12 protein-coding genes are annotated in these 14,735 nt (G+C 68.2%); 4 read left to right on the forward strand and 8 right to left on the reverse strand.

Going from position 1 to position 14,735, the window contains the following annotated elements; all coding sequences use genetic code 11:
- A partial coding sequence (locus tag ACVJO7_RS32180; protein WP_491676080.1) for an integrase core domain-containing protein occupies window positions 1-347 on the forward strand: 347 nt, incomplete at its 5' end.
- Window positions 348-898: 551 nt separating this feature from the next.
- On the opposite strand, the gene ACVJO7_RS32185 is transcribed toward ACVJO7_RS32180, so the two are convergent.
- Window positions 899-1,714 carry a DNA/RNA non-specific endonuclease gene (locus ACVJO7_RS32185; RefSeq protein ID WP_491676081.1) on the reverse strand — a complete coding sequence of 272 codons (816 nt, stop codon included), beginning with the start codon at window positions 1,712-1,714 and terminating at the stop codon, window positions 899-901.
- 325 nt (window positions 1,715-2,039) lie between these two features.
- On the opposite strand from ACVJO7_RS32185, the gene ACVJO7_RS32190 reads away from it, so the two are divergent.
- The 3 genes from ACVJO7_RS32190 to ACVJO7_RS32200 all read left to right on the forward strand — a co-directional run bounded on the left by ACVJO7_RS32190 (window position 2,040) and on the right by ACVJO7_RS32200 (window position 4,303).
- The gene (locus tag ACVJO7_RS32190; protein WP_491676082.1) at window positions 2,040-3,173 is read left to right on the forward strand and encodes a type I restriction endonuclease; all 1,134 of its coding nucleotides are present in this window, start codon (window positions 2,040-2,042) and stop codon (window positions 3,171-3,173) included.
- A 158-nt stretch (window positions 3,174-3,331) separates the two neighbouring features.
- Entirely contained in the window at window positions 3,332-3,538 is a 207-nt protein-coding gene (locus tag ACVJO7_RS32195) for a hypothetical protein (protein WP_491676083.1), read from the forward strand.
- Between the two features lie 198 nt (window positions 3,539-3,736).
- On the forward strand, window positions 3,737-4,303 hold the full coding sequence (locus ACVJO7_RS32200) for a thioesterase, FlK family (protein WP_491676084.1): 567 nt from the start codon (window positions 3,737-3,739) through the stop codon (window positions 4,301-4,303).
- 239 nt (window positions 4,304-4,542) lie between these two features.
- On the opposite strand, the gene ACVJO7_RS32205 is transcribed toward ACVJO7_RS32200, so the two are convergent.
- From ACVJO7_RS32205 to ACVJO7_RS32235, 7 genes are all read right to left on the reverse strand, one after another.
- Window positions 4,543-4,803 (reverse strand): hypothetical protein, encoded by a 261-nt coding sequence (locus tag ACVJO7_RS32205; RefSeq protein WP_491676085.1) that lies wholly within the window; start codon window positions 4,801-4,803, stop codon window positions 4,543-4,545.
- Window positions 4,804-4,878: 75 nt separating this feature from the next.
- Window positions 4,879-5,412: a hypothetical protein gene (locus ACVJO7_RS32210; protein ID WP_491676086.1), complete on the reverse strand. Its 534-nt coding sequence runs from the start codon at window positions 5,410-5,412 to the stop codon at window positions 4,879-4,881.
- Window positions 5,413-6,160: 748 nt separating this feature from the next.
- Window positions 6,161-7,159 (reverse strand): TauD/TfdA family dioxygenase, encoded by a 999-nt coding sequence (locus ACVJO7_RS32215; protein ID WP_491676087.1) that lies wholly within the window; start codon window positions 7,157-7,159, stop codon window positions 6,161-6,163.
- Between the two features lie 29 nt (window positions 7,160-7,188).
- The gene (locus ACVJO7_RS32220) at window positions 7,189-11,658 is read right to left on the reverse strand and encodes a Pls/PosA family non-ribosomal peptide synthetase (RefSeq protein ID WP_491676088.1); all 4,470 of its coding nucleotides are present in this window, start codon (window positions 11,656-11,658) and stop codon (window positions 7,189-7,191) included.
- 331 nt (window positions 11,659-11,989) lie between these two features.
- Window positions 11,990-12,382 (reverse strand): hypothetical protein, encoded by a 393-nt coding sequence (locus ACVJO7_RS32225; protein ID WP_491676089.1) that lies wholly within the window; start codon window positions 12,380-12,382, stop codon window positions 11,990-11,992.
- Between the two features lie 182 nt (window positions 12,383-12,564).
- Window positions 12,565-13,875, reverse strand: coding sequence for a HAMP domain-containing sensor histidine kinase (locus tag ACVJO7_RS32230; protein ID WP_491676090.1), 1,311 nt, complete (start codon window positions 13,873-13,875; stop codon window positions 12,565-12,567).
- Window positions 13,872-14,588, reverse strand: coding sequence for a response regulator transcription factor (locus tag ACVJO7_RS32235; RefSeq protein WP_491676091.1), 717 nt, complete (start codon window positions 14,586-14,588; stop codon window positions 13,872-13,874). Before ACVJO7_RS32235 ends, ACVJO7_RS32230 begins: the two co-directional genes overlap by 4 nt.
- Between the last annotated feature and the right edge of the window lie 147 nt (window positions 14,589-14,735).

The following is a 14,735-nucleotide window of genomic DNA, read 5'->3' on the forward strand; positions in this document are numbered from 1 at the left end:
GGTGGTCCCTCCCTGAGCCGATCTTGAATCCGACGCGCCGGACCAACGACAGATCAGCTCGTACCTACAGCGACATCAGAGCCCGTACGCGGACAGTCGGGGACTCGTTCGACAACGCACTGGCCGAGACCGTGAACGGCTACTACAAGGCCGAACTGATCCGCGGGCCCGCCAAGGACGGACCGTGGAAGACCGTCGCGGACGTCGAACTCGCCACACTGGGCTGGGTGCACTGGCACAACACCACCCGGCTGCACGGCTACCTCCACGACCGGCCACCAGCCGAGCACGAGAAGGCGTTCTACGCTGCTCAACGGGACGACCGTGAGACGGTCGAAATCCCATGAGCCGGGCCTCCATCAGACCCAGGGTGAGTCACCCACCTGGTTATCGTTGGGTTTCCGTTGGATTCGATCACGATACGAGCTGCTGCGGCGCTGGCGCAACGCTCTGAGCTGGAGCGGAGTGCGGCGGGCCGGGCTCGAACCGGCAACCTGACGGGTCCTGAGTCCCATCACCGCAGATGGTCGACGGTGAGCAGACATGGTTAACGCTGCTGGTCACGCCATCGATCGATCAACACCCGTGCTCCACGATGGACCGATGTCGCTTGTCGTAAGCGTGGGGATACCCGTGGGCATCCAAGGCGGCGGGCCGGGGGTACACAGGGCTGAGAGGTCTCCCCCACTTCAGTCACGCCGTGAGAGGCGGTGAACGAGTCCACCACGACCACGCACCTGTCCCGGTGGCCCGGGCCGACTCGCCAGTCGGCCACCCTTCCCGGGGCGTCCGCTCCACCCGGACCAAGCCGGACAGCCTGGGCCGACATGGGTGAGCTGGCTGCGCTGGATGGCGGGAAGCAACTCGGGCACGAGCCTGGCGACCGTAGATTGTGGCGCTACAGACCTCGGATGTCGGCGTAGGCCGTCAGGCGGACGGCGCGGTCGACGAGCGCAGCCGGCGCGGGCCGGGAGACGGGCATGCGGTCGGCCGTCGCCAGCGGACCGAGGTCGAGGCCGGTCAGCTCGGCGATCCGGGCGGCCGGGACCTGGAACGTCCGGAACTCCCCGAGCGGCGGCGGCTCGCCCTCCTGCCGCAGGTCACCGAGCTGCGGGGTCTGGTCGAGCAGATAGCCGGTGGTGCCCAACGCGCCACCGACGGTGAAGGCGCCGATCTTCCAGAACTGCCGGGGCAGCTTCACCCCGCGGTAGGGCGGGTCGTCGTCGGCGAGGACCGGGCCGGTGAACACGACGAGCTTGCGGTCGTGGTCCCCGGCGTTGTCAAGCAGATAGTCCTCGAGCCCGAGCCAGAGCTCGCGGTCCTGGTTAAACGACGACGCCTGCGGCGCGGCGTTGGTGTAGAAGAACGTCTCCGACTCGGCCCGCTCGGCTTCGGTCTGCTCGCCCCACACTGGGTCTCGGCGCCGGACCAAGTGGCCGCGGTCCAGGTCGTTGTCGGCGTAGATCTCCTCGCCGGCCTGCTGCTCAGCCGGGAGCCGGTCGTCGAACCGCCAGCCATCGGAGCGCTCCACATCGCGCAGACTCGCGCCATCGATCGCCACGGCGGTGGCCGCGGCGAGGCGACGGTCCGGGCGATGCAGCGTGGAGAAGTGGGTGTAGTCCAGCGGCACGGTCGTCACACCGGGCGCGATGGGCATCGGTGCCGGGACCCCGAGGAAGTCCGGCACGTAGCCGGCCGATGAGGGAGCGTTCATGGCGGCGACCGTAGGGGCGCCGGGTGAACGCGGCATGACATTCGCCGACGTCTCCGCACCCAGAACTCCGGGAGCGCCCCGATCTCCTACGAAGAGCGTGCGGACCCTCGACCATCTCAGAGATCTCTGCGGAGACGCCTACGTCATCATCACCTGCCAGTGCTGACAGCCATCTGCCCCGCCGACGGCACCCGACATGCCCGGGCCGTACCCAATCCTGATGATGAACAGACCGTGTCGTAACGGACGCAGCCCATATCACCGATGCGCTGTGCGACAGGCCCTCGCCTTCACCAGGGCCTCGCACCGGTAGAGGGGACGTCCTGTGAGCATCAACGATCGCGTCTACGAGCTGGCGACCAAGGTTCACCAGCACAAGGCCGCCATCGAAACCGAAGAGGCGACCAAGAACGCGTTCGTGATGCCCTTCATCGGCACAGTCCTGGGCTACGACGTGTTCAACCCCTCCGAGGTCATCCCCGAGTTCACCGCCGACGTCGGCGTCAAGAAGGGCGAGAAGATCGACTACGCCCTCGTCCACGGCGGCCAGGTACAGATCCTGGTCGAGGCCAAGAAGGTCACCGAGCCGCTGAAGATCGAGCACTCCTCGCAGCTGTTCCGCTACTTCGCAGTCACCAACGCCCGCGTCGCGATCCTCACCAACGGCGAGAGCTACGAGTTCTACACCGACCTCGACGCCCCCAACAAGATGGACGAGAAGCCCTTCCTCGTCCTCGACCTCGCCGCGATCGACGCGACCCTGCTGCCCGAGCTCGCGAAGCTGACCAGAGAGTCCTTCGACCTCGACTCGGTCCTCAACGCCGCCGGCGAGCTCAAGTACATCGGACAGATCAAACGCGCCCTGGCCACCGAGTTCCGCAACCCCAGCAGCGAGTGGATCAAGTTCTTCGCCTCCCGAGTCTACGAGAAGAACGTGACCTCGAAGGTCCGCGAGCAGTTCGAGACCCTCGTCCCGAAAGCCGCGACCCAGTTCCTCAACGAGCAGGTCAACGAGCGCCTCAAGACAGCCCTCGGCGACGGAGCCGACACTGTCACGACCGCCCCGGCCCCGGAGCGCACCACCACCGTGACCGTGTCCGACGACACCGTCTCCGGTGACATCGAGGACACGAAGTCGACCAAGCTCGTCGTCACCACCGACGAGGAGATCGAGGGCTTCCAGATCGTGCGCGCGATCGTCTGCAGCGAGGTCGCCGTCGATCGGGTCGCCGCCCGCGACACCCAGACCTACTTCGGGATCCTGCTTGACGACAACAACCGCAAGCCGGTCGCCCGTCTCTGGTTCAACCGCGCCCAGAAGTACCTCGGTGTGTTCGACGAGAACAAGACCGAGACCCGGCTCCCGATCAACTCGGCCCGCGACATCTACACCCACGCCGACACCCTCCGCAAGACCGTCGCGGACTACCTCAGCCGAGACGGCAGCGCAGCCTCGTAGCGCCACCGCCGCCGTGCTTGGCCGACCCTCCGCCGATCGATCAACCGCGTTTGCCGGACACCCGCGCGTCCCGCCGGTCACCAGACCCCGTCACTGCCAGGCTGATGGCCACACAATTGACGCGGCCGGACCGGCCGCACCGAATCGCAGGAGGCACAATGGGCGACATCGCGAGCAAGGTCGACAAGGCCTACGAGGACAAGAGCATCGCCGAACTGGCCGACGCCCCCGTCGACGCCCTCCAAGGCGTCTCCGAAGGAGACGCCCAGCACCTCAAGGACGCCTTCAACATCAAGACCGTCCGCGACCTGGGCACCAACAAGTACTTCCTCTGGGCACAGGCCATCACCAAACTCGCCGACTGACAGCCCGCCGTGCGGGACGGCCACACACACTCGCCGTCCCGCACGGCACAGCTCCATCGGCGACCGTCCGTACCCGTCTGACGACGCCCGGATCTTGCTGCAGGCCCCAACTGGAGCCCGGCGACAGGGCGGACCGAAACGCATGACCGCGGCCGAGGAGGTCCGGCAGCCCCGACGAGCTCGGTATACCCGGAGATGATGACGGGGCTGTCGTTCGCCCCTGCGAGGCGCTTCGCTTCGACCGAGTTCACCGTGCGGCACACCGTCGGCCATCCGACCGAGGCAGACTCGCCGTTCGTGACCGCTCCGCTGCTCCACGGACAGGCGCTGGCCGCACGTACCGCCCTGGTCCTGTCCGTCCCACTACAGGCCGCACTCGGCGCGCAACTGCTCAACCCCGCCACGCCGGCCGACGGCCTCACCTTCCTGGTCGGCGCCCTGGCCGACGGCGGGGCCGGTGGCGCGCACGCCGGCGCGCTCGCCGTCGGCTTCGAGACCGCCGCACTGCTCGCGCTACTGCCACAGCTCACCGAGGCCGAACACGCGATCACCATCTCCACCGCAACCACCCTGACCACCGCCGCACCGGTCGGAGCCCGGATCGAGTTCCGCGGCGAACTCGACCGCCGCACCGGACGCACCGCCTTCACCTCGGTTCTCGCCACCTGCCATGGCGCGCCGATCGCCCGCGCCCAGGTCATCAAAGCGGTCGTGCCGATGCCCGACCTCACCACCGCCGGTCAACCCACTGCACCGAATACTTGACAGTCCCCACCACCCGCCACCCACCGCGACCAGATCGAGTTGTGCAGATAGCGGCACTGCCCGTTCACCAGCGAGCAGGCCCGAGATCGAAACCATCGCCGGTGGCGACGGGCGCCTCGCGGAGCCAAATCGGTCGTCGCGCTGGAGCGGAACAGGCTCCGCAGGCGTCCATATATCCAACGCACGGCCGGCGCGGCCTTGAGCGCGCCGCGACACGGGCGTCTCGGCCATGTCGATGGTCAGTGTGTGTAGTACTGCCGGGGCAGGATGTCGCGGATGATCGACAAGTCCAGCTCGCCGTCCTCAGTCAGCCCCGGCCACGAGTAGCCCTCCTGCTCCCCCACCTGGATCCGGAACTCCTGACGCCCCTCCAACACCGCGCGCTCATACAGCGCGTCGACCGCGGCGTCGCGGGCGCTCTGCCAGTCCACCCCTGTGCCGTGATCGGTCCAGACCACGTTCTCGACCCCGGACCGCAACACCCCAACCCGCCACTGCATGACCCGAGCCTGACGTGCGGCGGCCCGGCCGCGCCAGCGGCCGGGCCGAGTAATCCACATCCCCATCGCTGCGGCTCACACCAACGGGGCTTCTCCACAGGGCGCGGCCAGCAGGTCGGCGGCGATCCGCCACGCGGACAGCATCGACGAGTACGCGGCCGCGTCCGCCAGCTCCCACGTGACCGGGCCGACCTGAATCCGCAGCATCGTCGGCAACTCCCGCCCCGGCTGCGCGGTCAGCACATCAGCGTTCACCTTCGGCATCCCGGCGAAGCGGACCATCGCCGAAAGCAGCCACGGGCCGGACGCCATCGCGCCGTGCCGCCCGACCGGCAGCACCTGCGACAGACCGCGGGCCATCGGCGCGGCCGCGGCCCACTTGTCCGCGATCACCTGTGCCGTGAGGTGGGTGGACATGTAGGCCAGGATCGTGCCGAGCGAGATCCCGAGCTGCTGCTGCGGCGTGCCTGCGAACCGCATATCCACCCTGGTCGGCACCATCCCGGCGACCCGAACGGCGATGTTGCCGACCGAGGAGAACCCGCCCCGGGCGGCCTCCTGAGCCATCGCCCGCCCGGTGCTCGTGCTGGTCTGGTTCCTGCTGCCCATGCTGGCCTCCGATGAACGTGGGCCTGTCGGCCCGGGTACCCGCTTGCGGGTGGCGGGGCGCTGTTCCCCCGCTGCCCGCAAGGGCGTCCCGGCACGGCCGGCGAGGCTCACGGTCCACGGGCAGCCCGAAGGGCTGTCGCCGCAGGCGACGCGTAGCGCCAGCGCAGCGCCCTTGACCGTGAGACCGGCCGTGCAAGCCACCGGGCCGACAGGCCACGCCACAGGCGTTCCGACGAGGTTCCCGGCCGCGCGGCCATGAGCGGGTTGAGCACTGGACAACCGACGTTCTGATCCGTAGTCCGAATTTTCGCACCCACAAGGTTGGAATACCTGGTCGCTGACGACAGCCGAGGCGTGCGATCGAGCACCAGCGGCACAAGTGTGCAGCAGTTCGTGGACCGGCTCGTGGACCGCAACCAGGATCGATCACCGCCGGGCCACCACGGCTCGCCCGGTCCGATACCTGGCTACTGCTCCTGGCGGGGCCGCTGTGGTCCGGTACCCCGCCGGTGCCCCTTGCCAAGAAGGTGTTCCGGCCCCCAAGGATCACGCGGTGGCAGCCCTACACGTCGACACCACGCCGGTCAGCGCGGTCGTACACCACTCTGCTCAGTGTCAGAGTGATCACGGCTTGACCGGCTCGTTCCGTCCGGCCCCGCACCGGTTGCGCGAGGATCGACTGCGCAGAGGCACCGAGGCGCACCGCCGGGCGAGCGTGTGCGCTGTTCGATCACCGCGCACTCGAGACTCATCCTGAATCGAGCTCGTGGGCCGGTGCCGGGTCGGCCAGGGCGACGAGCACTTCACGCGGGCCCTCGTAGGGGTCGCGGCCATGGGCGGTGCGGATGTTGTCGAGCACGAGTAGGTCACCGCTCTGCCAGGGCTCGCGGACCGCGTTGGCGGTGTAGGCCTGCTTGATCTGGCTCACAAGGTCCCAGCCGATGGGGGTGCCGTCCCCGAAGCAGGTGGTGGCCGGGAGCCCGTCGGGGCCGAGGATGTCGCGCAACTCGGTGCCTGCGTCGGGTCCGAAGACCCACTCGCTGTAGTACGCGATCTCGTTGAACCAGCAGCGCACGCCGGTGATCGGGTGTCGGATGACGGCCGGGCGGCGTTGCCGGGTACGGAGCTGCCCGCCTCGACGCCACTCGACGTCGATGGAGTGTGCTCGGCAGTACTCCTCGACACCGTGTCGATCACCGATGCCGAAGGCGTCCGACCAGGATGGACCGACGTCGCCGTTGTAGGTCCGCACCAGGGTCCAACCGTCGCGCTCGCATCGCTTGACCAGGCTCGCGGGCAGCGCTGCGAGCACGGCCGATGAGTCGACGAGGACCGTGGCGCCGCCGAGGACGGGCGGGGACAGGCAGACGAACATCATCGCAGCGGGGAACCAGTCGCTGTACGACAGCTCGTGGTGTGGGCACATCGGGATGCCGCGGGGCCACCGGGTCGCCGAGTACACGCGGTCGGTGTAGGGCACTCGCGGTGCGAATACCTCGCGCTCGGTCATCAGGTCGTCGGCGAGCATCCGTACCACGTCGCCGGCCAGGATCGGGTCGTAGAGCCCCAGACCGCGGACCAGCACCGCGCCATGTTCCACCACCGCCCTACGCAGGGCGTCTCGGTTCTCGAACGCCCAGCGCAAGGGGTCGTCCGGGTCGACCAGCAGGAGCGGAGGTCGGCCGGGGCGGCGTTCGACCGGGAGCTGTTCTGCCTGGGCCTGGGTAGATCGGCCGGAGAAGGACATGTCGACTCCCCGCGCTGAGTGGTCGGCTCTCATGCCGACGCCGGGATGGATCTGGTGGGCAGCTCGCGGGCCGGGTTTCCGCCCCAGGTCTCGCTCGCGGGGACCTCCTCGCCCTTCATGAGGAACGAATCGGCCTCGATCACGGTGTCATCGCCGATGGTGATGCCGTAGTGCACGAAGGCCCCGACGCCGAGCGTGACGCGCGACCCGATGACGGTGTAGTCGGATTTGAAGGCACCGTCTTCCTGCGAGTGGTTCTGGACGATGCTGCGCTCGTTGAGCGTGCAGTCGTCGCCGAAGCTCATGAACGGCCGTTCGACGAGCGAGGCGCCGTCGTCGAACAGGCGTGCGCCGACCCGCGTTCCGAGCATCCGCAACAGGAGACCTTTGAACGGGGTGCCGTTGAACAACACGAGGTAGCTCGGAGCGGGGACCTTCCAGAACCGTTCGTGCCCCCAGAAGATCGGTTCGTAGATCGAGCACCCCTTCGGCGCCCGCAGGAGCAGTCGCCGCACCGACCGGTCGACCGCGGTGAACCACCCGACGGTGAGCACGGTGATCAGTACCTGCGCGACCAGGATTTCGGCTGCGCCGAGCGTGACCTCCCAGATCGCGATCCCGGGGACCAGGATCGCGATCCCGAAGAAGTAGAGCCAGCGCACGATCAGGTGCAGCGCGATCGTGACGGCGTTGTGCCGATTCTTGCCCCGTAGCGCGCGCCGCAGCCCCTGCTCGCCGAGCTCGAGTTGTGCGTCGCGGGCAACCGTGCGCGGGATTTCGAAGCTCGGTGAGCCGAGCAGGCCGACACCTTCGCGGACCGGTCCGTCGATCGGGATCATGACCTTGGTGCCGAGCAGGCAGTTGTTCCCGACCCTGCCCTGTGACGGGTAGGCGATCCGGTTACCGAAGAAGCTGCTTGTACCGATCGTGGTCTGCGACAAGCGAAAGGACGTGTGCGAGTACTCCGCGTTGACGATCGAGAGGTCGTCGGCGACGACGGTGCCGGTGCCGATCCTGGTGAGATAGGGCGACTCGTGCTTGATCAGCATCCCGAAGTTGTTGCCGGTCTGTACCAGTGGCCGGAGCTTGTAGCCCACGGCCCGTAGGTAGTGCGGGATCGCGGAGCTGTCCCCGAGCAGCATCGTGAACGTGATGCTGTTGGTCAGCAACGCGACGGTCTGGTGCAGGAAGTAGTGGACCCCGTAGAGCGGGTAGACCCGGTCCGGGCGGACGGCGGACGCCATCAGGCGCGGAACGGTGATCATCACCAGGAACGCAAGCAGCAGGACGCCGAAGAACAGCACGAAACTCAGAGCGAGAATCTCGGCGTAGAAGTACCAGTGGACGAACGCCTCCGGTCCGGGGAACAGCAGCGCCGTCAGCTGTGGGATCTCGCGCAACAGCAGCGCGATACCGCCCAGTGCCAGCGGCACGGCGACACCCAGGACGAGGGTCAGCTGCACCAGCGTGTAGAGGATCTTCCGGGTCGGTCCGCACCTGGCGGGCGGGACGGTGGAGTAGTTCACGCCGGCGGGGCGGGCCGGTGATCCGTGCCAGCGCTCGCCGGCGGGTATCACCTGTCCACTCAGTAGTGCGGAGGTGTGGCCGAGTTGGCCGCCGTCGTCGATGCGTGAGCCGAGCTCGAGGACCGTGGCTTCGCCGACGAACGCATCGGCGCCCAGGGTGACCGATCCGATCTCAATCAGACCATCGCGGGCGCGGTAGCAGGAGAGCAGCGCATCTTTGCGGATCACCGTGCGGTCACCGATAGACAGCAGGTCGGTGCACACCGGCATGGACTGGGCGAACAGCGCCACGTCGCGGCCGATTCGGGCGCCGAGCGACCGGAGATACAGCGCGTAGAGCGGTGAGCCGCGGAACAAGACCAGCGGGTTCATCCGCACCAGCGTCTTGACGATCCAGAACCGGACATAGCCCAGGCTCCAGATTCGGATCGAGCGGGGCCGCCACCGACCGATCAGCACCCACTTGACCACGATCGGGAACAGACACAGGAACGCGAAGCTGGCGGCGCCGACCACGACCGCCCGCTCGTAGAGATCGAGCAGCGTCGGCGACGCGACGAACCACTCGTAACCCCAGAACAGCACCAGCGCCATGAGATAGGACCAGCCCAGGACGAAAGCGACCTGAACTGCACCGCACAGGACATAGCCCAGGGTGCCGATGCGGCGAACCGACTCGGGCCGGTCGAGGACGACGGCGGGCTCATCCAGTGGCGCCGCAGCGAGCGCGCCTGCACCGGCCGGAGCGAGGGAGTCGGCCAGGCCGGCGAGCGTCGGGGTGGCGTAGACGTTCTCCATCGACAACGTCGGCAGCCGGGGGTCCTTACGTACCCGGGCGCAGAACTTCGCCAGCATCAGGGAGTCGGCGCCCAGGTCGTCGAAGAAGTTCGCGTCCGCCGACACCTCCCGCTCCAGCACCGTCGCGAGGACCTCGCCCAGCTGCACCGCCAGGTCCTCGGCCGCCGGTGCAGCTCTCCCCGTCGCGGGGGCCACGGCCGCCGCCAGGTCGGCCAGGCACGGGTGGCTGTAGACCTGTTGGATCGACAGCGTCGGCAACTCGGGGTCCTTGCGCACCCGGGCGCAGAACTTGGCCATGGTCAACGAATCTGCGCCGAGAGCGAAGAAGTTCGCCTCCGGCGACACCTCCTCACGGTCGAGTACCGCAGCCAGGAGCTCGGCAAAGCGTTCCTGGATCAGGATCGGCGACGGCGGCGCCGGTGCTTCGGCCGGCAGGGCGAGAGCGGTGGCGAGGCGGCGCAGCGTCGGGTGTTCGTAGATCTGCTGGATCGATATCGACGGTAGGTCCGGCAGAGTGCGGGCCCGGGCGCAGAACTTGGTCATCAGCAAGGAGTCGGCGCCCAGGTCGTCGAAGAAGTCCGCGTCGACGGAGACTTGTTCGCGGTCCAGCACCCCGGCAAGTACCTCCGCCAGGCGGGCTTCGGGACCGGTGGTGGCGACCGCTGCCAAGCTGGACGGCGACGGTGGGGCGTGGCCTGACGCCGGCTGCACGGTGGAGGCCACCACGTCGTCGGCCTCGGGGGTCGCAGCCGCCGGCTCGAGACGACGGCCACGCGTGGTGGCGTCTGCCTGGAGCCGACCCCGGTACTCGATACGCTCGTCGGGCGTGATGCGGCCCAGGTCGCCCGTGCGGAAGATGCGTTTCGACGGGTTGCCGGGCACGTCGAGCATGTCGGCGAGGAAAGCCTCCCGTGCCAGGTCGTCGCGGTTGACATAACCGCGGGCCAGCCCGATCCCGGCGATCCCGATCTCACCGATCTCACCGTGCGGAAGTGCCGAGTGGGGTTCCTCGACATCCAGCACGACCACGCTGTAGGTCGGCAACGGGACTCCGAGACAGCACCCTCGTTCTGGCTCCAGCTCGGCCCACGTGGTGGTGACCGTTGCCTCGGGCGGACCGTAGGTGCCGATCAGCCGACGTCCGGGACGGCGCCACCGCCGGATCACCTCCGGTGGGCACGACGCAGGCGACAACACCAGTCGCAGACTGAGCAGCCGTTCGTCGAGTGCAGCAAGTGTCGCTGCGTCGCCTCGCATCACGGTCACACATCGCTCGCCGAGGAAGCGCCACAAGGCGGCGCCCTGCAGCGGCAGCCCAACCGGCGGAGTGACCACTGTCGCTCCGGTGACCCAGGGCAGCCAGGTCTCCTCCACCAGCAGGTCCGACCCTGCAGACTGGCCCTGGAAGACCCGGTCCCCGGGGCCGATGCCGTAGATCTCAGCTGCCACGCGGACGAAGTTGCATACGCTGGCGTGGTCGATCGCGAGGCCGCGAGGACACCCATCTGAGTCGAGGCCGTAGGAGATGTAGGCGACCGGTCCACCCGGTACCCCGCGTTCGACCGCTAGCAGCTGCCGCGAACTCTGTTCGGCGATGAAGGGTCCGGCGGAGTCGAGCGAGACAACGGTCGACATGGTCTGCGCGTCGAGTTCAGGCATGCCGGCTGCGACCGGCGAGGTCGTCAACACCAGGCGCGAACCCGCGTCGGCAACGATCGCCGCCACGTGCTCGGCAGTGAGACACACGTCCAGCGGAACGTAGGCCGCACCGACCTTGGCCATCGCGAGCATCGCGACACAGAGGTCCGTCGATTCGAGGAGGAGCACAACTCGGTCTCCCCGACCGATGTCGTGCAGCCGCAGGTACCGGGCCAGGCGATTCGACTCCCCGTCGAGCTCCACGTAGGAGAGGACTCCACCGGGGGCGTCCACGGCCACGCGGTCGGCGCAGCCGAATCGGATCAACCACTCGCACTGTGTCTCGAACAAGTGCTCGAGCCGGTCCGTCGGACGCGCACGCCTGCCCTGGGGCTCGCCACGATCGATCAGAATCCGCCCCAACGCAGGGCCGGCGACGTTCGGGGCACCCGCTCCGGACGAGTCGTCCTCACCACCTCGTTCACCGGTTCGGACATCAGCATCCGGTGTCTGGACGAGCTGCCCCCAGTTGATCACCGCGCTCCCCCCGGCTGCGTCGCTCTACTGTGCGCAGCGATGCTCGGACGCGCGGCGCCACCGAACTCGCTCGCGCCTGCTGTCACGCACGTGCCATTTGTATCCGGGACCAGGCAAGATGTCGGTAAACTGATCTCGCGGAAGGCAAGAGGAAGGTAAACGATACCGACTTGCATATTTGTGTACGCCAGGTGGACGTAGAATGTGCACCATCTGTGCGCACTCCGTTGCGCTGTTGAGTACATGCGGGCGCACTCGCGCAGCCCCCACTTGCCTCTGCTTCGCCCCTGGCGCGAGTGCCCTCGCACCGCGACCTCTGGGCCGGTCGCGGTCAGCGTCCAACGCGCGTGTCAGCGCCGCTCGGCTCCAGGTTCGAGATCTTCGGTCGTGCGAGCACCTGGAACGTGGTGGGGGCGTGCCGACCAGGTCGTCGGACACGCGCGACTGATCCACCGCGTGGGAGTTCCGTGAGGGCTCGCTCGACCCGGTCGAGGACTGCGATTCGGGTCTGCTCGTCGACGCCCACAGGCTCGATCGTCACCGTCCCGAGAAAGCTCTCGGCCGAGCCATACCATTCGCTGGACCAGGACAGAAGGAGTTCTGGACCGTCGGATGTTCGCTCTGAACCGATGCTGCGGTGGTCGAAGCCGAGCATCCTGAGAATGGGGTCGTCGACCAAGGCGTTGTACAGCTGCTGATGAACCGTCGTGGCCGAGGTGGTCATTCCGCCCTCCGAGGGTCGGTCAGCGCGGGATTCGCTGCTGTCGACCTCGAATCTAGGGAGGGCTCGAGGAACAGTTCTGCAACCGAAGGTAAGGCGACGGTAAAAAATGTCGCGGTGGCGGTCGTAGTCGGAGTACGACCCAGGCAGGAGGTGCGGCGCGCCACCGGACACGCCCCCGCCGGTCAGCCCGGGACAGGAGGCGCGATGACCGCTTCGCCCGACTCCACCATGGCGGGAACGGAGAGCAGGAGGGTCACCACCGAACCGGGCGCCCCGACCGTGAGGCGGCCACCTTCGCTCTCCGCGAGCCGTTGAGCCAGTGGAAGTCCCATCCCGGTGGAACTGTCCGCGCCACGCATCGCGGTCGGTGCGATGCCCTGCCCCTCGTCGGCGACGTCGATCGCGATGGCGTCCTCACCGGCTTCGCGAGCCGACACCGAGACCGTACCCGTGCCGTGCATGCACGCGTTGTCCAGCAGCACTGCGAGGATCTGTCGGACCGCGGCCGACGAGGCGTCGGGATTCGGTAGCTCCTGCGGACGATGAAGGAGTAGGCCCCGACCGTCGCGGTCGAGCCGGGTCCCCCATTCCTCAGCGCATTCGTCGAAAAGTGAAGCTATGTCCGCCGGCTCCGCTGAGGCCGTCTGACGTTCGCGTGCCAGGGCCAGCAGCTCGTCGATGGTGCGCTCGAGGCGGTCGATGGAGGCCAGGCCGTCCTCGACGGTGCTGGGCGTGAGTCGCTCCGGCCGCTCGACCACGGACTCCAGCCGTAACCGTAGCCCGGCGAGCGGGGTCCGAAGCTGATGTGATGCCTCGGCGGAGAAGGCCCGCTCCCGGGCGAGCAGATCGTCGAGCCGCTGCGCGGTGCGGCTCAGCGCGGCGCTGGCTCGATCGGTCTCGGCAATGCCCGTCGACTGGGGGACGATCCCGAAGTCCCCGTCACCGAGCCGATCGGCATCGGCGACGAGTCGATCCAGCGGACGGGCCAGTCGGTAGGCCAGGCGCCGGGCGAGTAGCCATGCCGAGAGGAGCACGAGCCCGCCCAACGCGGCCATCCCCAGCCAGATCGGTACCAGCTGCCCGTACACCGACGAGACCGGCACAGCGGCCCGCACCACGCCGATGATGTCGTGGGTGTCGCTGACCGGAGTGGCCGCGATCAGGTCCCCTGACGGCCGTTGGCCGCTGTAGCCGCTCAGCACGTACTCGACGGGAGCATCTCCCTCCGACGGCCCGACCCCGAGCAACCGCTCGCCATCGTCGTCGTACAGCGCAACGGCGGCGCCCCCCGGCCCGTCGGGCAAGTTGGCCGGAACACGATCATGGGACATGTCTTCCTGCACCGTACGGGCCGCGAACCCGGCGAGGCGTTGCAGCGAAGCCTGTTCCTCGGAGACCGCGAACTGGGCGAGACCGACCGCCAGTGGCACACCGAACAGCACCACCGAGAACGCCGCCGCGATCAGCGCCAGACCGACGATCCGCGACCTCACTGCTCGGCCCCCGCAGCGTCGGAGGGCGGCAGGTCAAGGCGAAACCCGTGCCCGCGCAGGGTCGTGATGACCGGTACGCGGTGCGATGCGAAGTCCGCCAGGCGCCTACGCAGCGTCCCGACGTGCACATCGAGTGTCTTTGTCGGCCCGAACCAGTGCTCGTCCCACACATCGGCCATCAACCGCTCCCTGCTCACCGCGGCACCGGGCTCACGGGCCAGCCGGAACAGGAGGTCGAACTCCTTCGTGCGCAGCACGACCTCCTGCCCTGCGACGAAGGCCCGACGACTGACCGCATCGAGGCGCAGATCTCCGATCTCGAGCACCGAGCCGGCCTCGCCGAGCACCGACCGTCGCAGGTGCGCTCGAACCCGAGCCAGCAGCTCGGCGAGCCGGACCGGCTTGGTCAGGTAATCGTCGGCCCCGGCATCCAGCCCCAGCACGACGTCCATCTCCGCGGTGCGAGCTGTGAGAATCACGAGGATGGTCGCCGGCAGCGCGGCCCGGATACGCCGACAGACGTCGACCCCGTCCAGGTCGGGCAACCCGAGATCGAGCAGTACCAGGTCGAAGGCCGTCTCCGTGATCGCCGACAACGCCCCGGAGGCATCCTGCACCCATCGTGTGTCGTGGCCGTCGTCGACCAGGCTCGTCCGCAGCACGTCCCCGATCGTGCCGTCATCCTCGACGATCAGCACACGAGTCGCGGTCATCGTTCCCTCCGTCCGGGCAATCACGCCCCGGCGCCCGTCGGCCGGCTGCGGGCCGAATGTCGACCGGGTCTGGCCGCCGACTTCCCGGGACGATGACAAACACACCGATGTTGTCGGCCTCGATCCTGTCAGTGTCACCGTCATGTG

This window comes from Pseudonocardia sp. DxW (assembly GCF_058448985.1).

Coding starts and splice junctions, on each gene's coding strand:
- ACVJO7_RS32185 (WP_491676081.1), bottom strand. CDS start 1,714: ATGAACGCTCCCTCATCGGCCGGCTACGTGCCGGACTTCCTCGGGGTC.
- ACVJO7_RS32225 (WP_491676089.1), bottom strand. CDS start 12,382: ATGACCACCTCGGCCACGACGGTTCATCAGCAGCTGTACAACGCCTTG.
- ACVJO7_RS32235 (WP_491676091.1), bottom strand. CDS start 14,588: ATGACCGCGACTCGTGTGCTGATCGTCGAGGATGACGGCACGATCGGG.
- ACVJO7_RS32195 (WP_491676083.1), top strand. CDS start 3,332: ATGGGCGACATCGCGAGCAAGGTCGACAAGGCCTACGAGGACAAGAGC.
- ACVJO7_RS32200 (WP_491676084.1), top strand. CDS start 3,737: ATGACGGGGCTGTCGTTCGCCCCTGCGAGGCGCTTCGCTTCGACCGAG.
- ACVJO7_RS32210 (WP_491676086.1), bottom strand. CDS start 5,412: ATGGGCAGCAGGAACCAGACCAGCACGAGCACCGGGCGGGCGATGGCT.
- ACVJO7_RS32215 (WP_491676087.1), bottom strand. CDS start 7,159: ATGTCCTTCTCCGGCCGATCTACCCAGGCCCAGGCAGAACAGCTCCCG.
- ACVJO7_RS32205 (WP_491676085.1), bottom strand. CDS start 4,803: ATGCAGTGGCGGGTTGGGGTGTTGCGGTCCGGGGTCGAGAACGTGGTC.